This is a genomic window from Pseudoclavibacter sp. RFBI5 (assembly GCF_002931395.1).
GTDB lineage: Bacteria > Actinomycetota > Actinomycetes > Actinomycetales > Microbacteriaceae > Pseudoclavibacter.
This window is the reverse complement of record NZ_PSYA01000016.1, coordinates 1-17,888: the sequence shown is the minus strand read 5'-3', so window position 1 is coordinate 17,888 and position 17,888 is coordinate 1. Positions and strand designations below refer to the sequence as shown.

Annotated in this window: 13 protein-coding genes; 12 read left to right on the top strand and 1 reads right to left on the bottom strand. The window is 70.6% G+C overall.

Annotated features, from left to right (window positions below; genetic code table 11):
* The first annotated feature begins 4 nt into the window (after positions 1-4).
* Positions 5-856 carry a sugar nucleotide-binding protein gene (locus C5E06_RS17790; protein ID WP_104307746.1) on the top strand — a complete coding sequence of 284 codons (852 nt, stop codon included), beginning with the start codon at positions 5-7 and terminating at the stop codon, positions 854-856.
* A 954-nt stretch (positions 857-1,810) separates the two neighbouring features.
* Positions 1,811-3,736: an amidohydrolase gene (locus tag C5E06_RS17785; RefSeq protein ID WP_219820244.1), complete on the top strand. Its 1,926-nt coding sequence runs from the start codon at positions 1,811-1,813 to the stop codon at positions 3,734-3,736.
* An 893-nt stretch (positions 3,737-4,629) separates the two neighbouring features.
* Here C5E06_RS17785 and C5E06_RS17780 read toward each other — a convergent pair.
* Positions 4,630-5,361 carry a FadR/GntR family transcriptional regulator gene (locus C5E06_RS17780; protein ID WP_104244939.1) on the bottom strand — a complete coding sequence of 244 codons (732 nt, stop codon included), beginning with the start codon at positions 5,359-5,361 and terminating at the stop codon, positions 4,630-4,632.
* A 122-nt stretch (positions 5,362-5,483) separates the two neighbouring features.
* Between C5E06_RS17780 and C5E06_RS17775 the strand changes: the two genes are divergently transcribed.
* The 10 genes from C5E06_RS17775 (at position 5,484) to C5E06_RS17720 (ending at position 17,790) form a co-directional block, all read left to right on the top strand.
* Positions 5,484-6,629 carry a mandelate racemase/muconate lactonizing enzyme family protein gene (locus C5E06_RS17775; RefSeq protein ID WP_104244937.1) on the top strand — a complete coding sequence of 382 codons (1,146 nt, stop codon included), beginning with the start codon at positions 5,484-5,486 and terminating at the stop codon, positions 6,627-6,629.
* A gap of 279 nt (positions 6,630-6,908) precedes the next feature.
* The gene (locus C5E06_RS17770; protein WP_219819684.1) at positions 6,909-8,054 is read left to right on the top strand and encodes a Gfo/Idh/MocA family protein; all 1,146 of its coding nucleotides are present in this window, start codon (positions 6,909-6,911) and stop codon (positions 8,052-8,054) included.
* A gap of 70 nt (positions 8,055-8,124) precedes the next feature.
* Entirely contained in the window at positions 8,125-9,039 is a 915-nt protein-coding gene (locus tag C5E06_RS17765) for a sugar phosphate isomerase/epimerase (RefSeq protein WP_104298177.1), read from the top strand.
* A 171-nt stretch (positions 9,040-9,210) separates the two neighbouring features.
* Positions 9,211-9,966, top strand: coding sequence for an SDR family NAD(P)-dependent oxidoreductase (locus C5E06_RS17760; protein WP_104244933.1), 756 nt, complete (start codon positions 9,211-9,213; stop codon positions 9,964-9,966).
* Entirely contained in the window at positions 9,963-11,150 is a 1,188-nt protein-coding gene (locus C5E06_RS17755; protein ID WP_219819571.1) for an aldose 1-epimerase family protein, read from the top strand. The genes C5E06_RS17760 and C5E06_RS17755 overlap by 4 nt, the downstream gene beginning before the upstream one ends.
* Positions 11,151-11,248: 98 nt before the next feature.
* Entirely contained in the window at positions 11,249-12,667 is a 1,419-nt protein-coding gene (locus tag C5E06_RS17750; protein WP_219820243.1) for a CaiB/BaiF CoA-transferase family protein, read from the top strand.
* Positions 12,664-13,929 (top strand): extracellular solute-binding protein, encoded by a 1,266-nt coding sequence (locus C5E06_RS17745; RefSeq protein WP_181063026.1) that lies wholly within the window; start codon positions 12,664-12,666, stop codon positions 13,927-13,929. The genes C5E06_RS17750 and C5E06_RS17745 overlap by 4 nt, the downstream gene beginning before the upstream one ends.
* Entirely contained in the window at positions 13,926-14,720 is a 795-nt protein-coding gene (locus C5E06_RS17740; protein WP_104298179.1) for an enoyl-CoA hydratase/isomerase family protein, read from the top strand. Before C5E06_RS17745 ends, C5E06_RS17740 begins: the two co-directional genes overlap by 4 nt.
* Positions 14,721-15,544: 824 nt before the next feature.
* On the top strand, positions 15,545-16,765 hold the full coding sequence (locus C5E06_RS17725) for a fumarylacetoacetate hydrolase family protein (RefSeq protein ID WP_104307743.1): 1,221 nt from the start codon (positions 15,545-15,547) through the stop codon (positions 16,763-16,765).
* Positions 16,762-17,790 (top strand): LacI family DNA-binding transcriptional regulator, encoded by a 1,029-nt coding sequence (locus tag C5E06_RS17720; RefSeq protein WP_219819572.1) that lies wholly within the window; start codon positions 16,762-16,764, stop codon positions 17,788-17,790. Before C5E06_RS17725 ends, C5E06_RS17720 begins: the two co-directional genes overlap by 4 nt.
* The last annotated feature ends 98 nt before the right edge of the window (positions 17,791-17,888 follow it).

Here is a 17,888-nt window from a genome sequence, read left to right as displayed (position 1 = left end):
TGGCATGAGCACCCCCGCAGCCTCCCCGTCCGCGCCCGAACGTCTGCTGATCGCCGGCTTCGGCAAGCTCGGCGCGCGACTGGGGGAGCGGTACGCGGCCCGCGGCACCGAGGTGCTCGGCGTGCGGCGCGGCGAGCGCACGGCAGGCGAGGGCATCGAGGTCATCCGCGCCGACCTGGCCGACTCGGGCGCCGCGCCCCTCCGCCTGCCCGGCGTCGACGCGCTGGTCATCACGCTCCCGCCGCCCTCTGTGGACGGCGTCGTCGCGCCCGACGGCTACCGGCGCTCCCTCGAGACGCTCGCGGCGAGCCTGCCGAGCATCCCGGAGCGGGTCGTGTTCGTGTCGTCGACGCGCGTGTTCGAGGGTAGGGTCGACGGCTCCTCGATCAGCGAGACGGACGCGCCGGCACCGACCTCGGACCGGGGCCGCGCGCTCGTCGACGGCGAGCGACGCGCGGTCGAGCTGTTCGGCGCCACCGTCGTGCGGCCATCGGGAATCTACGGCCCGGGGCGGGACAGCCTCATCCGGCGTGTGCTCGCTGGCGACCCCATCCAGTACGCCCGTCGGACGAATCGGGTGCACGAGACCGACCTCGTGCGTGCCATCGAGGCGCTGCTCGAGCGGGGAGACGCGCCCCAGCTGCTGCACGCGACCGACGCCAGCCCGGCCTCCCTCGGCGAGGTCGCGACCTTCGTGGCAGGCGAGCTGGGCGTGGATGCGCCCCCGCGCATCCACCCGGAAGAAGCGGGCGGCACCCTGCTGAGCGGCGAGCGGATGCACGCATTCCTCGGTGCCCTCGACTACCCCGGCTACCGTGACGGCTACACCGAGATGGTGCGCCTGCGCGCGGCCTGACCCCGTCCGCCGCTGCTCTCCCGCTGCGCCTGCCCGTCTTCGCCCGGCCTTCGCGCGTCCCTCCCGTCCGCCCGCCCCTCCCCGCCGCGCAGGGCTGAGTTGTGGTCGTTCTCACGCGTTGTTGACGACCACAAGTCCGCTTTGGGCGTGCGCGCGCCCCTCCCGCCCTGCCCGTCGGCGTTCTCCCGCTGTGCCTGTCCCTCCCGCTGCGCCTCGCCCTTTTTGCCCGGCCTTCGCGCGTCCCTCCCCGTTCCGCGTGCCCTTCCGCTGCTTCCTGGCTATGCGCGTCCCTCCCCGTTCCGCGCAGGGTTGAGTTGTGGTCGTTCTCACGCGTTGTTGACGACCACAAGTCCGCTTTGGGCGTGCGCGCGGCCCGCCGCCGCATCCGCCGCAGTTCTCTCGCTGTGCCACGACTTCGCGTGCCCCTCCCGGTCCGCCCGCCCTGCGCGGGCCCCCTTCTGCTCAGGCCTCGTGTGCTTCCCCCGCTTGCCCAGAGTTGAGTTGTGGTCGTTCTCACGCGTTGTTGACGACCACAAGTCCGCTTTGGGCGTGCGCGCGGCCCGCCGCCGCATCCGCCGCAGTTCTCTCGCTGTGCCACGACTTCGCGCGGCCCTCCCGGTCCGCCCGCCCCTCCCCCGCTTGCCCAGAGTTGAGTTGTGGTTGTCCTGGCGCGTTCTTGACGACCACAAGTCCGCTTTGGGCGTGCGTGCCGAGCTTGGCGGGCACGCCGGATGCCCGGGCGCGGGTTGGGGGGATGGCGGGGTGCGGGGTGATTGGTGCGCACGGCTTGGTGCGGACGGCGCGGTCGCCAGCGCGAGTTCGGGAGAAGCGACGCGCGCGGGAGCGATGCCGGTGCGCGGCATACTGGTGGCGTCGCCGCGAGGCGCCTGCTCCGCCCCGAGCTCCACCCCGCACTCGTCGCCCGTCACCAAGGGCGACGCCCGAAGGAGTCGCATGCCCGAGCCAGAAGCCCCCGACGAGACCGCGGGTGTGCCCTCACCCGCGTCCAGCTCACCATCGGTGCTCGACTCCGGGCAGTCTGTTCTGGGACAGCCCGTTCCCGGGCAGCCTGTTCCGGAGCAGCAGGTTCTCGGGCACCCCGTTCTAGGACAGCACGTTCCCGCGGTGCCCGACTCCGGGCAGCCCGTTCCCGCGTTCGCTGACGCTGAAGCGTTCATCCTCACCGCCGACACGATCGTGACGATGGATGCGCAGCTGCCGCGTGCATCCGCGGTCGCGGTCGCTTGCGCGAAGATCGTCGCCGTCGGCACGCTCGCCGAGTGTGCGGAGGTTCTGCCGGGCGCCCCGGTGCTCGATAGCGGCGCGCCCGTGCTCATGCCCGGCTTCATCGACCCGCACAGCCACCCGTTCCTGAGCGGACTCGCCACGCAGCTGCCTGCGCTGTCGATCGCGCCGTGGAAGGCGCCGCGCTGGAGCGACGTGCTCAGCATCTTCTCGCAGGCGATGGCGGAGAACGACGCGGGTCTTCCCCTGCTCTTCAACGGCTTCGATGCGCTCCTGCACGGTCGCCCGGCCCCGACGGCCGCCGACCTCGATGAGATCTTCGGCGACCGGATCGCTGTGGTCGTCGACAACTCGGGGCACGCCTGCTCGTTCACGTCGGCGCTCATCCGCAGTCGCGGCTGGGACGCGCATCCGCCCGCCGACCCGATCGGGGGATCGTTCGCGCGCGACGCCGACGGCGCGCTCATCGGCATCTCGTACGAGATCCCCGCCAACACGGCCGTGCTGGGCCCCGTCATGCAGCAGCTCGGCGGCAACCCTCTCGGCAGCGCAGCCGAGTACTACGCCCTCATGGCGCGCGCCGGCATCACCTCGACGTCCGACATGACGTTCTCCGCCGACCTCGCCCCCGCCTACGAGGCGCTCGCCGTCATGCCGTCTTCGCCGCTGCGCGTGAGCCTGTGGGAGGTGTCGACCGCCGCAGATCCGGGGGCTTCCGCAACGTTTTCCGCGGGGGAGGAGCGACTCGTCAAGCAGGGCGTGAAGCTCTGGACCGATGGGTCCCCGTGGATCGGCAACGTCGCCACCTCCTTCCCCTACGTCGCGAGCGAGGCGACCGAGCGAGCGGGCATCGACCCCGCGACGGCGGGTGGCGCATCCGCCATGAACTACTCGCGAGCACAGGTGCATGCGATCCTCGACCGTTGCGCGCCGCTCGGCTGGCAGATGTCGTTCCACGCGAACGGCGACCTGGCCATCGACTTCGCTCTCGACGCCTACGAGCGCGCGCTCGCCGAGCACGGTCTGCTCGGCACCGACCACCGTTGGCGCATCGAGCACGCGGGGGCTGGGCGCCGCGAGCAGTTCGAGCGGGCCGCGCGCCTCGGCGTCCACGTCTCGCTCGCGCCGTTCCAGTACTACTTCTGGGGCGACCTCCTCGACGGGCACATGTTCGCGCCCGAGCACGGCGCGCGCTGGCAGGCGTTCACCGAGGCGGTCGAGGCGGGGGTCGTGGTGTCGCTGCACAACGACGGCTCCGTGTCCCCGCCGGCACCCATCCTGAACGTGCAGACTGCCGTGACCCGGCGCACGAGCAGCGGGCGCATCCACGCCCCGCAGCAGGCGATCTCGGTGGATGCGGCGCTCAAGGCCCACACGATCGACGCGGCCCGCACCCTCCACCGGGAGCACCTCGTCGGATCGATCGCGGTGGGCAAGCTCGCCGACTTCGTGGAGCTGAGCGCCGACCCGTACGAGGTGACGCCCCGCTACCTCGCGGAGCGTGTGCAGGTCCTCGGAACGTGGGTGGATGGGGCGCGCGTCGACCTGCCGGAGTTCCTCGCCGCGGCGCACGCCAGCGACCCCGCGCCGCACGTCCACCACGCGGCACGCGGCCACACGGGGCACGGCTGCTGAGTCGCTCGGGCCGGGCCTGGCCAGTCCGGGCCGGGCCAGTCCGGGCCGGGCCAGTCCGGGCCGGGCCGGGCCTGGCGGGCAGGGTCTCGCGTGCGGGGCCTGGCGGGGCCGGTCCTGGCGGGCCGGGTCTCGCGTGCGGATTCTCGCGGGCTGGGCCGGACCGCGCGCGGTTGCGTGCCGAGTCTTGCGCGCCGGGCCGCGCGCGCCGGCCCGCCAGAGTTGTGGCCTGGTGCGGTTGGGGCCGGGGTTAGCGGCATCTCCCCATAACTCTCTGCTGGAGGGGCGTCTGCGTGGCGGCCGGGGTTCGTCCGCGTGCGTATCCGCGTCCGCGGAGTTGTGGCTCGTTGCGGTTGGGGGCGGGGTGGGGAGCACTTGCCCACAACTCTCCGAGCGTCCTGGGTCCTGGTGTGAGTGGACAGGTTCCGCTGGCCGTTGGCTGCTGGCTGCTCGCCCTTCGCCGTTGGGGTTCGGGCTCCGAGGTCGGTGGACCCGACCCGACTCGGCGCCCACAGAGTTGTCGCTTGGTGCGGTTGGGGGCGGGATGGGCAGCGCTTGCCCACAACTCTTTGATCGCTCGCGCTCTGTGGAACCGCGTCCGCTCCCGCAGCGTTGTGGCTTGGTGCGGTTGGGGTCGGGGGTAGCGGCATCTCCCCACAACTCTCTGCGGGAGGGGTCTGAGAGGCGTCCGGGTGGCGTCCGCGTCCCCGTCCGCGTTCGCGTCCCCGTCCGCGTCCGCGGAGTTGTGGCGGGGTGCGGTTGGGGGCGGCGTGGGGAGCACTTGGCCACAACTCCGGGGCGCGCTGCCGCTGCCGCTGCTGCTGCAGTGGAGCCCGAGCCAGGGCCCGCCGCAGAGCCCGCGCCGGCGCCCGCGCGAGCCCCATGGGCCGGCCGCGCTAGTCGCGGATGCGGCGCCGCTCCCACGCGAGCGCGATGTGCTCGCGCATCTCTCTGGCGGCCGCCTCGCTGTCGCCGGCTTCGATGGCGGCGTAGACGCGCTCGTGCTCTTCGAGGGTGAGGCGCACGGCGTCGGCACCCGGAGCGCCGTAGTAGCGGCTGCTCTCGCCGGCGCGCTTCGAGAGGCTGCGGGCGATGCCGGAGGCGAGGCGGTCGCCGGCGGTGTCCATGACGGAGAAGTGGAAGGCGACATCCGCGGCGGCGAACGCGTCGCGCTCGTCGGCGGTGGCGTGCATGGTCTCGAGGTGGTCGTGGATGACGCGCAGCTCGTCGTCGCTCCGGCTCGTGGCGGCGGCCGCGGCGATGCTCGACTCGAGCTGCCCGCGCACGACGGCGAGCTCGTCGAGGATGCCGAGCGTCTCGTCGTTCTCGATCATGGTGCCCAGCACGACCTTGTCGAGGATGTTCCACTCGGACTGCGGGGCGATCTGCGTGCCGCGTCCTTGCACGACGGAGACCATCCCCTTCTCCTCGAGGCGCTTCATGGACTCGCGGATGACGGTGCGGCTGACGCCGAAGTTCTCGCACAGCTCGGTCTCGGTGGGGAGGAGGTCGCCTGGTGCGACTTCTCCGGTGACGATGGCGGAGACGAGGTCGTGCACGACCTGCACGCCGAGCCTCGCGGCGGGGGTGCGGTGGGTGCCGAGCCGGGGCGTCGTGGTGCTGGACATGCGGTGATTGTAGTCACGAAGTGGCCCGCGAATCCGCGCACACGAGCAAAAGCCAGAAAAAACGTATGACGAATAAATCATGTGATGTATGCTGAATCTCCCATCTGAAGATCAAGGACGATATGAAGATCACCGGCTTCCGCTTGCTCACCACCCGGCACGACTGGGGGCGGTCGATCGGCGACGTCAACGGCCACATCCGCGCCGCAGTCACCGACGTCCCGATCGTGATCCTCGAGACCGACGAGGGGGTCGAGGGGGTCGGCATCGGCTCGCACGCCGACGTCGCCAGGCTCTTCCCGGCGCTCGAGGGGGAAGACCCCCGAGGGGTCTCGGCGCTCTTCGACCGGATGCTCGCGCAGGTCTTCAAGTCCGGTCACGCGGGTGCCACCTACGGCGGGGTCGCGACGCTCGATGCCGCGCTCTGGGACCTCAAGGCGAAGCTCGCCGGCGAGCCCCTCTGGCGCCTGCTCGGCGGACGCGACAGGTTCGTGCCCGGGTATGCATCCGGCCTCGACATCGCACTCGACGACGGCGAGCTCGTCTCCTTCTATGAGGACTTCGCGGAGCGCGGCTACGTCGCCGGCAAGCTCAAGGGTGGCGTCGACCCGGTCGCCGATCTGCGTCGGCTGCGGCTCCTGCGCGGCGTGCTCGCTCGCAACACCCCGAGTCCGGGCCTCATGCTCGATGCCAATGAGTCGTGGCAGGTGAAGCAGGCGGTGAGGTACGTCTCCGCGATCGAGAGCGAGATCGACCTCCTGTGGGTCGAGGAGCCGCTGCGGCGCTGGGATGCGCTCGGTCACGCGCGCCTGTCGGCGGCGGTGCGCGCGGCGGTCGCGACGGGGGAGAACCTGACGGGCGTCGACCAGTTCCGTCCGCTCTTCGACGCGGGGGCGCCCGACATCGTGCAGGCTGGCGCCATCTGGGGGGTCACGCACGTGCTCCGCCTCGCCTACGCGGCGGATGCCAGGAACCTCCCCGTGAGCCCGGTGGGCTACAACACGAATCCGGCCGTCGCCGCCGCCATGACCGCGGTGCCGAATCACCTGACGACCGAGGTGCAGGCCCTGCACTGGGCCCACGGCATGAGCGTCGATCAGGAGTTCGCCGACGGTGGCATCGTGCTCGGGGATCAGGTTGGGTCCGGCATCAGCATCGACGAGTCTGCGATCGTGGATGCGGGGCGTGGCTGGGCGGACCCGGCCGGGCCGCACATGCGCCCGTCTCGTGCTGGGCTGCGGGTCGTGCTCGATGGCGTCGAGCGCTGAGCTGGCGCCTGGTGGGCGGCGGGCGCTGCGGTTGGCGCGCGAGAGTTGTGGGCAGGTGTCGCTGGCGGTCAGGACGAGCGCGTCGGGCCACAGCTCTGCGCGGTGGGGGTGCCTGTGGGATGCGATCACATCGGCGGGCGAAGAACCTGCCGTGAGGACTTGCGGCGGGGTCGTCGCATCGGTACATTAGGTGCAATGGCAGCGCTACCAGTAGCGCTCACATAGACCGGGTTCCCATCCGGTTCGCACACGCTCACGCAACGGCGCGAAGGAGTCGCAGTGTCCACGAGTTCCCTTGAAACGCAGGCCGGACAGGCCGAGGTCGGCAGCGCCGCCCTCCTGCCGGACGGCCCCGTGCGGGCCCGCTCCGCCAAGATCGGCGCCATCGGCGCTGGCGCCATCATGGCAGACCAGCACCTCGCGGCCTACAGCGAAGCCGGCTTCCCCGTCGTCGCGATCGCCTCCAGAACCAAGGCCAACGCCCAGCGCGTCGCCGAGCGGTGGGGAATCCCGACCGTGCACGACACCCCAGAGCAGCTCATCGAGGACCCCGAGGTCGAGATCGTCGACATCGCGTACCCGCCCGACCTGCAGCCCGCGCTCATCCGCAAGGCCCTCGCGCAGCCGCACGTCAAGGCGGTGCTGGCCCAGAAGCCCCTCGCCCTCACGCTCGACGAGGCCATCGCGCTCCGCGACGAGGCCCAGGCTGCCGGCAAGATCCTCTCCGTCAACCAGAACATGCGCTACGACCAGTCGATCCGCGTGCTCAAGCAGCTCCTCGAGCGCGGCGAGCTCGGCGAGCCCGTCTTCGTCGAGATCGACATGAAGGCCGTGCCCCACTGGCAGGGCTTCCTCGAGGGCTACGACCGCCTCACGCTCGCCAACATGAGCGTGCACCACCTCGACGTCCTCCGCTTCCTCTTCGGCGACCCCGACGAGATCATGACCGTCACCCGCTCCGACCCCCGCACCCGGTTCCCGCACACCGACGGCATCGTCGTCTCCACCCTGCGCTTCCCCGGCGGGCTCCTCGCCCTCTCGACGGAAGACGTGTGGGGCGGCCCGCGCGAAGAGGGGTTCGACGACGACTTCTCTATCACCTGGCGAGTGGAGGGGACACGCGGCGTCGCGAAGGGCACGATCGGCTGGCCGAGCGGCACGCCGTCGACCATCACGTACGCTTCGGCCGCCCGCGCCGACGGGGGACCGTCGACCGACGGCAAGTGGGTGACGCCCACCTGGGACACGCACTGGTTCCCGCACGCGTTCATCGGCGTCATGGAGCAGCTCCAGCACGCCGTCGAGACCGGCAGCGAGCCCGCCCTCACTGTCGCGGACAACGTCAAGACCGTCGCCCTCATCGAGGCCGGCTACCGCTCCATCGCCGAACGGCGCCCCGTGCGCCTCGACGAGTTCCCCCTCTGACCTCGACCCCCGCATCCACTCACCACCCCTCAACGGGCCAACGGCCCCAAGCGAAGGAGCAAAGAAGCTCATGATCCAAGTCGGCATCTTCAGCGGATACTTCCCCTACGACCTCAAGACCACCGCCCAGAAGGCGCGCGAGCTCGGCTTCAACACCGTCCAGCTCGACCTGCACTTCAAGGACCTCGACCTCACGGCGGGCCAGATCACGAAGGAGAAGGCGAAGCTCGTCGCCGACACCTTCCGCGACAACAACCTCCCCATCTCGGCGATCTCGGGATACACGAACATCGTGCACCCGGACCCGGACCACCGCCGCGCGAACGTCGACTACCTGAAGGAGATCATCCGCAACGCGCGCTCCTTCGGAACGCCGTACGTCATCAGCGAATCCGGCACCTTCAACCCGGACAGCGAGTGGGACAGCGACCCGCACAACAAGACCGAGGACGCCTACGAGCAGGTGCGCGACGTGCTCGCCGAGCTCGCCCAGGAAGCGTACGACCACGGCTCGATCTTCCTGCTCGAGACGTACGTCAACAACGTCATCGGCTCGGTCCGCGAGACGGTGCGCGTGTTCAACGACATCCGCTCGCCCGGCATCGAGCTGCTCATGGACCCGACCAACTACTTCGACGCGTCGAACATCGACGACCAGGCTGGCGTGCTCAACGAGGTCTTCGACACGCTCGCCGACAAGGTGCGCGTCGCCCATGCCAAGGACGTCAAGCGGGCGGGCGACGACAAGAGCGAGAAGCACGCCGACATCGGCGACGACGACGCGCTCGCGTCGCACACCTTCCGCGGCGTCGGCGAGATCGAGCTGCCGGCCGCGGGCCTCGGCTCGCTCGACTACGAGCTGTACCTGCAGCGACTCGCGGAGCGCAGCCCGAACGCGCCGCTCATCATCGAGCACCTCGATGAGTCGGACATCCCGCGCGCGAAGAAGTTCATCGACGACATCCTGCGCAAGTACTCGATCTAGCCGGCGCTCGCGCCCGTCGGGGCGCGGCGCGCAGCGGCCAGCTTCCGTGATGACTCGAGCCGGATCGCCCGAAGAGGGTGGCGTCCGGCCGAGTTGTCACGGAGATTGGACGGGGCGGGCGGCGGTGCACGCAGGGTCAGCAGACAACAACGGGCTTCGGCCGGAGGAACCATGACGGAAACAGGTGAGAAGCCGGTCGCGATCGTGACCGGTGCTGGCGGATCGCTCGGACGGGCCACCGCCCTGCGACTCGGGCGCGACGGCTACGCCGTCGCCGTGCTCGGGCGAGGCGGCGCGACGCTGGCGGAGACGGCGGACGAGCTGCGGGCTGCGGGCATCCCCACCTACGTGCTCGAGGTCGACCTGCGCGACGCCGCCGCCATCAAGGCGGCCGTGCGCGAGGCGGAAACCGAGTTCGGGCCAGTGCACGCGCTCATCAACAACGCCGCGATCTACCCGCCGACGCCGTTCTTCGACATCACGGTCGAGGAGTTCGACGACGTCGTCGCGGTGAACCAGCGCGGCTACTTCGTTGCGGCGCAGGCGGCGGCCGAGCTGATGCGCGAGCGCGGCACCGGCGCGATCGTCAACATCGGCTCCATCACGTGGAGCGGCGGATGGGACAAGCTCGCGAGCTACGTCACGACGAAGGGCGCCGCCGTCGCAATGACGCGGGCCCTCGCCCGTGAGCTCGGCGAGTTCGGGATCCGCGTGAACCTCCTCTCTCCGGGGGCCTTCCCGACGAAGGCCGAGGAGATCCACGAGAATCCCGAGCAGTACACGCAGTTCGTGCTCGACCACCAGTCGCTGAAGCGGCGCGGTGACCCTGACGAGGTCGCGAGCGTCATCTCCTTCCTGGTGGGCAAGGACTCGAGCTTCGTGACCGGGCAGACGATCAACGTCGATGGCGGATGGGTGATGATGTGAGCGAGCAGCAGACTTCAGGGGCGGCGGCACGGACCGGGGCGGCGGGCGCCGGTGGCACGGACGGGGTCGACGTCTTCGGCGCCGAGCTGTCGATCGCCGATCTCCGCAGGCGCACGGGCGACCTCTCCGCCGTGGCGGGCATCCGCCAGGTCGTGCTCGACAACGGCGTGGAGCGCGGCGTGCGGGCGATCGACCTGCGCACCTCCGCCGGCCTCGAGCTCGAGGTGCTCGTCGACCGGGCGTTCGACCTCGGCTCGATGCGCTTCCGCGGTGCCCCCATCGGGTGGCGCAGTGGCAACGGGTTCCGGCATCCCGGCCTGCACGAGCACAACGACGAGGGCGGACTCTCCTGGCTGCGGGCGCTCGATGGGCTGCTCGTCTCCGGTGGGCTCGACCACACGCTCTTCGGCGGCGAGGTGGATGCGACCCGCTACAACTACCCGCCGAAGCAGACCGTCACGCACGGGCTGCACGGGCGGCTGACCGCGATTCCGGCGCGGCTGCTCGAGGCGCGTGAGCTCGAGCGCGACGGTCGAGTGGTGCTGCGGGTCGTCGGCGAGGTCATCCAGGCGACGGCGTTCGGCGAGCATCTGCGCCTGACGCGCACGATCGAGCTCGACTTCGACGGTCGCGAGGTGCGCTTCGACGATGTCGTCGACAACCTCGGGTTCGACCCGACGCCCCACATGTTCCTGTACCACATCAACGTCGGCTGGCCCTTCCTGGATGAGGGTGCGAGGTTCGTCGCACCCATCACGAAGCACCTCTGGCAGTCGGACTCGGTGGCCGAGCAGGGCACGAGCTACCGGGTCATGCCTGCTCCGATCGACGGGTTCGTGGAGCAGGTCACCGAGCATGAGCTCGTGGCCGGCGACGACGGCAGGCACCGCGTCGCGCTCATCACGGCCGGTGGCGAGCGGGGGATCGAGCTGAGCTGGGAGGCTGCGGGCATGCCCCACTTCTTCGAGTGGCAGAACCTGCGCAGCGGCCAGTACGGCATCGGGCTCGAGCCGAGCACGCACCACGTGTCCGGGGATGCGGCTTCGCGCCAGGATGGCACGGCCCTGTTCCTCGAGCACGGGGAGTCGCGCAGCTACTCGACGACGATCCGCGTGCTCGACGGTGTCGCGGAGACGAGCGCGGCCGAGGCCGCTATTCGCGCTATCGGCGATCAGCCGGAATGAACCTTCATGCCCGGGGCTGACGACGAGGTTGGCTCCGGGCGTCCTACACTTGACATGTTAGCGCTGCCAGCGGCGCATCCACCGAAACGAGGAACACCATGAGCGGCGCAGACGGCATCAGCGACACCCACCAAGCAGACTCCGGGGCAGGCGGTGGGATCCTCTCCGGCATCCGCGTGCTCGACTGCTCGATCGCCATGGCCGGCCCCTTCGCCGCGCAGCGCCTCGGCGACCTCGGCGCCGACGTCATCAAGGTCGAACCACCAGCAGGCGAATGGCAGCGCCACGCACCGGCCGGAGGCGCGGCGGGCAACGAGATCAACGTCTCCTTCCTCTCCCTCAACCGCAACAAGCGCTCCATCGCGCTCGACCTCAAGTCCGACGACGGCCGCGAAGTGCTGCGAGAGCTCGTCGCCACGAGCGACGTCTTCCTCCAGAACTACCGGCCGGGCGTCGCCGCCCGCCTCGGCGTCGACTACGAGACGCTGCGCGCCATCAACCCCAGCATCGTCTACGTGTCCGTCTCCGGATACGGCGAAGACGGGCCCTACAAGATGCGCCCAGGCCAGGACCTTCTGCTCCAGGCCATGAGCGGTGCCATGCTCTCCACGGGCCGCGACGGCGAACCCCCGCAGGCCGCCGGCCAGTACCTCGTCGACGCCATCACCGCATCCACGGCCTTCGAAGGCGTGCTCGCGGCGCTCTTCCACCGGGAGCGCACGGGCGAAGGCCAGCTCGTGACCGTCAACATGCTCGACGCCATCACGACCCTGCAGATGCAGGAGCTGTCCGTGTTCACCGCAGGCGGCGTGCCCCAGCAGCGCAGCGCCGAACCGCACGCGCACGTCTACATCCGCTCGCCCTACGGCTCGTTCGCGACCTCGGACGGCTTCATCGTGCTTGCCATGCCCGACCTCGAAGAGCTCGGCCGCACGATCGGGGAGGACAGCTTCATCGGCCTCCACACGCTCGACGACTCGTGGCGCCTCCGCGACGAGGTCTTCGCCAAGACCGCCGCCCGCCTCGCGACCAACACGAGCGCGCACTGGCTCGACGCCTTCTCGAAGACCTCGATCTGGGCCGGCCCCGTGTACGGCTACGCCGACCTCGTCGCCGACCCGCAGATCGCGCACAACGGCACCTTCGTCGAATACGAGCACCCGACCGAAGGTCTCGTCAAGACGCCGGGGTTCCCCTACAAGTTCTCCAAGACGCCCGCCCGCATCGACCGTGGCGCGCCCCTCACCGGCGAGCACACACGCGAGATCCTGGGCGAGCTCGGTCACGCCGCCGCGCACATCACGGAGCTCGCCGAGCGCGGCGCCATCGCCGTGCGCGACACCCTGACGAACGTGCAGGAGCACCTCGACGGGGCCGTGCTCGCCGACGGCGCCGTCCTGCCGGGCGGATCGGACGCGGCGCTGCCGGGAGAAGGCGCACCGGAGAGTGTCGCCGCGGCCGCCCCCGCGGCCGCCCCGGCGCCGGCCCACGCGGAAGCCGCCGGCGAACGATCATGAGCGAGAGCTCGCCGTCCTCCCCGGACACCAGCACGGGCGGGGCCCGCTACCGGGGCCTCACCTGGGACCACCCCCGCGGCCGGAACGCGCTCGAAGCGGCGGCAGCGCTCACCGCCGCGGCCCCTGGAAGCCGACAGGCGCTGATCGAGTGGGACGCGCATCCGCTCGAAGGCTTCGAATCGGCCCCCATCGCCGAGTTGGCCGAGCGCTACGACCTCATCGTGCTCGACCACCCCCACCTCGGCGAAGCGCTCGCGAGCGACTCGTTCGTGCCGCTCGAGGAGATCTTCGACGCCGCCTTGCTCGACCGCGTGGCCGCCGACGCCATCGGCCCGAGCTTCACCTCCTACTCGCTCCAGGGCTCGCAGTGGGCGCTGCCGCTCGACGCCGCGACGCAGGTCTCGGCCACCAGGGCCGACCTCCTCGCGGGCGAGATTCCGACCACCTGGGACGACGTCCTCGCCCTCTCGGAGCGCACCAGCGTGGCCCTCTCGCTGGCTGGCCCCCACGCCTTCCTCACCTTCGCGTCCGTGCTCGCGGGGGCTGGCGCGCCGCTTGCCGACGCCCCCGACTGTGGCTCCCTCTTCTCCTCCCGCCGCCTCGCCCGCGACGCCTTCGAGCTGCTCGCGACCATCGCCCGCCGCTCACCCGCGGCGACGCACAGCGAGAACCCCATCGCCCTCCTCGAGCGCATGAGCAGCACCGACTCGCTCGCCTACGTGCCGCTCGTCTACGGCTACGTCACCTCCTCCTCACCCACCCTCCAGTTCCGGGATGCACCCCGCTGGGGCACCTCCGCCCGCCTCGGCTCCACGATCGGCGGGACCGGCATCGCCATCTCGAGACGCTGCCGCGTCACCCCGGAGCTCACCGCCCACCTCGCGTGGCTGCTCGACGCAGAGACGCAACGCACCTTCATCCCGGACCACGACGGCCAGCCCGGCCTCCGCTCCGCCTGGCACGACGACGCCGTCAACGAGGCCTCGCACGACTTCTACGCCAACACCGCGACGACCATCGAAGAGTCCTGGGTGCGGCCCCGCTACGACGGGTACATCGCCTTCCAGACGGCGGCGTCCGCGCTGCTCCGCGACGCGCTGCTCGGCGACGCCTCCTCGTCGACCGACGCTGCAGCCTCGTCAGCCCCCGCCGAGCGGTGCCTCGACGCGCTGGATGCGGCCTTCGCTGCATCCACGCGCATCGATGCCCCAGCCACGCGCATCCACCCAGCCACCCCAACCACCTCAGGAGTCACCCCATGACCGGCAGCGTTCCCCAGCTGGAGACCGACGAGATCCTCGTCGACCTCGACGGCTTCACCGCGACCGTCACCATCAACCGCCCCGCGAAGCTCAACTCGGTGACGCAGGAGATGTCCGACGCCCTCGTCAGCGTCGCGACCTGGGCCAACGAGAGCGACGACGTGCGCGTCGTGATCCTCACCGGGGCCGGCGAGCGCTCGTTCTGTGCGGGCAGCGACATCCGCTCCCTCGACAAGTACGCGACCCCGTGGGACTTCCGCAACCGCGAGGACTACTGCGACGCACTCCGAGCTCTGCGCAAGCCCATCATCGCCGCCATCAACGGCTACGCCTTCGGCGGCGGACTCGAGACGGCAATGATCTGCGACATCCGCCTCGCCGCCGACACCGCGTCGCTCGCCGCCCCAGAGATCAAACTCGGCTGGATCGGCGGCGGCGGCATGGCCTCGTTCCTCGCCCACTCGGCCGGCGCCAGCAACGCCGCCCTCATGCTCCTCACCGGGGACCCCATCTCCGCGCAGCAGGCTCAGGCCTGGGGCATCGTGTCCGAGGTGCTGCCAGGGGAGCAGCTGCTCGCACGCGCCCGTGAGCTCGCCGCGACCATCGCATCCCGCCCGCCCATCGCCGCCGAGACGGCGAAGGCCAACCTCCGCGCCTCGTTCAACATGGGCCAGGACGCGGCCGTCGCCTACGAACGCGACCTCCAGACCATCACCTTCGCGACCGCCGACGCCGACGAGGGCCGCGCCGCCTTCGCCGAGAAGCGCCAGGGCACCTTCCGCCGCCGTTAGCCACGGCTCGCGCCATGCTGCCGCACGTCCTGTCCCACCCCGCCGCACCTCGTCTCGTCTCGTCCTGTCTCGTCTCGTCTCGTCTCGTCTATCCCGTCCCGTCCCGTCCCGTCCAGTCCCGTCCCGTCCAGTCCAGTCCCGTCCAGTCCCGTCCAGTCCAGTCCCGTCCAGTCCCGTCCAGTCCAGTCCAGTCCCGTCCAGTCCAGTCCAGTCCCGTCCCGTCCAGTCCAGTCCAGTCCCGTCCCGTCTCCGAGTCCTCGTCCACCCCACCAGCCCCCACCCCACTTTCGATTCGGGATGGCTTCCTCGCTTCGGGATGAGATGTAACCCATCCCGAAGCGTGAAACCCATCCCGAATCGGGTGGCGCACGGCACGCCTCGCCACCGCACGCCTCGCCACGGAACGCCACGCCACCTCCGGCCCGAACTCTGGGACCTCGCTCGACCCGCCCGCTTTCGTTTCGGGATGGCGTTCACGCCTCGGGATGGGATGCAAACCATCCCGAGGCGTGAAACCCATCCCGAATCGGGTGGCGCACGGCACGGCACGGCACGCCTCGCCACCGCACGCCTCGCCACGGCACGCCACGCCACGCCACCGCACGCCACGCCACCTCCGGCCCGGACTCGAGGACCTCGCTTGACCCGCCCACTTTCGATTCGGGATGGCTTCCTCGCCTCGGGATGGGATGCAAACCATCCCGAAGCGTGAAACCCATCCCGAATCGGGTGGGGTGCAGACCCGAGACCCGAGACCCGAGCCTCACGCCCCACGCCCCACGCCCCACGACACAATCTTCACGACCAGAACCTCAGGAGCTCACATGACATCGCAGCAGACGGCCGCAGGCCAGCAGGCGGCAGCAGGATGGTCGGGCAGCGCAGCCCAGGCGCTCCCGGCCGACGGCACGACCGGCACTCTCGTCGGTCGCGTCTGGGACCCGGCCGTCGGCGGCCCGTCTCCGGTTCTCGTGACCGAGGCGGGCGTGCTCGACCTGAGCCGGACGTTCGCGACGGTGAGCGACATCACCGAGGCCCCCGACCCGGCCGCGGCCGTGCGGGCTGCGGCAACGGATGTGCCCAGCCTTGGGTCGCTCGAGGAGCTCTTCGCGAACACGGAGCCCGACACCCGCGACGAGTCGAAGCCGTGGCTCCTCGCCCCCGTCGACCTCCACGTGCTGAAGGCAGCCGGCGTGACGTTCGCGGTCTCCATGATCGAGCGGGTCATCGAGGAGCGGGTGCGCGGCGACATCGAGGCGGCGGCACGGATGCGCGAGCAGATCCTCGCCGAGATCGGCACTGACCTCGCGAGCCTCAAGCCGGGTTCGGAGGAGGCGACGGCCCTCAAGGCGTACCTCGTGGGAGAGGGCCTGTGGAGCCAGTACCTCGAGGTCGGCATCGGACCCGACGCGGAGATCTTCACGAAGGGCCCGACGCTGTCCGCGATGGGCACGGCCGTCCAGGTGGGCGTGCACTCCTCCTCTGAGTGGAACAACCCGGAGCCGGAGGTGGCGCTGCTCATCGCATCCACGGGCGCGATCGTGGGTGCGACGCTGGCGAACGACGTGAACCTGCGCGACATCGAGGGCCGTTCGGCGCTGCTGCTGCCGAAGGCGAAGGACAACAACGCGTCGTGCGGACTCGGCCCGTTCATCCGTCTGTTCGACGGCGACTTCGACCTCGACTCGGTGCGGGGGATGACCGTGGAGCTCGACATCGTGGGCCTCGACGGCTTCACGCTGCACGGGTCGTCGGACCTCGCCCAGATCTCCCGCGACCCCGCCGACCTCGCCGCCCAGCTGCTCGGCCCCCACCACCAGTACCCGGACGGGGCCGTGCTGATGCTCGGCACAATGTTCGCGCCCATCGTCGACCGCGATCAGCCCGACCATGGCTTCACGCACCACGCCGGGGACGTCGTGCGCATCTCCTCACCTGCCCTCGGTAGTCTGGTGGGCCAGGTACAGAGCAGTGAGGGGTGTGCGCCGTGGACATTCGGGATCGCAGCGCTCATGCGCAACCTGGCGGCCAGAAGGCTGCTGTGACCAGGCGGTCGACGCAGAAGGTGACGCTCACCGACGTCGCCGCGTCTGCGGGCGTCTCGCCGCAGACGGTGTCGCGGGTGCTGCGGACGCCGGAGCTGGTGTCCGCTGACACGCTCGAGCGGGTGCAGTCGGCGATCGGCGCGCTCGGCTACGTGCCGAACCTGGCCGCGTCGAACCTCGCGTCGAACCGGTCGATGACCGTCGCTGCGATCGTCCCGTCGATCTCCGCGTCCGTGTTCGCGGATGCGCTGCACGGCTTGGAGGCGATGCTCTCGCCGTTCGGCTATCAGCTGTTCATCGGCACGACGGGGTACAGCCCCGAGCATGAGGAGGAGCTCGTCCGCGCGTTCCTGGGGCGTCGGCCGGATGGCATGTTCATCGTCGGCGCCCAGCACACGGATGCGGCATCGACGCTGCTGCGTGCATCCGGGATCCCCGTCGTCGAGGCGTGGGATTCGAGCGAGAACCCCGTCGACAACTTGATCGGCTTCTCCAACGAGGACGCCATCCGCGCGCTCGTCGAGTACGTGCAGGGCAAGGGGTACGAGCATCCGACGTTCGCGGGCTCCTTCCAGTCCGGCGACTTCCGCGCCGCGGCGAGACGCGAGAGCTTCGAGGCCTCGGTCGCCGAGCTGTACCCGGGCGAGCCGGTGCGGGTCGTCGACTCCGGGGTCGCGTCGGTGGACCTCGAGACTGGCCGTGACCTGCTCGACGCGGCGCTCCGCGAGCATCCCGAGACCGATGCGCTCATGTTCGCGAGCGATGTCTTCGCGGCGGGTGCCGTCCTGGAGTGTGCTCGCCGCGGGGTCTCCGTGCCGGGTGAGCTCGCGGTGACGGGGTTCGGTGATTTCGAGTTGTCATCGCACCTCACGCCCACGCTCACGACGGTTGCTGTGCCGAACCGTGAGATCGGCACGAAGGCGGGCGAGCTGCTGCTGGCGCGCATGAGTCGTGGTGGCGCGGATGCTCCCCAGGGGGAGACGGTCGACCTCGGCTTCGAGATCGTGGCCCGCGAGAGCGCCTAGCCCCCGCCGCGCCCGCCGAACTCGAGGCGCTGCTGCTCACGCACCCCGACATCACCGACTCGGCCGTCGTCGGGGCGCTGGATGCGGACGGGCAGGAG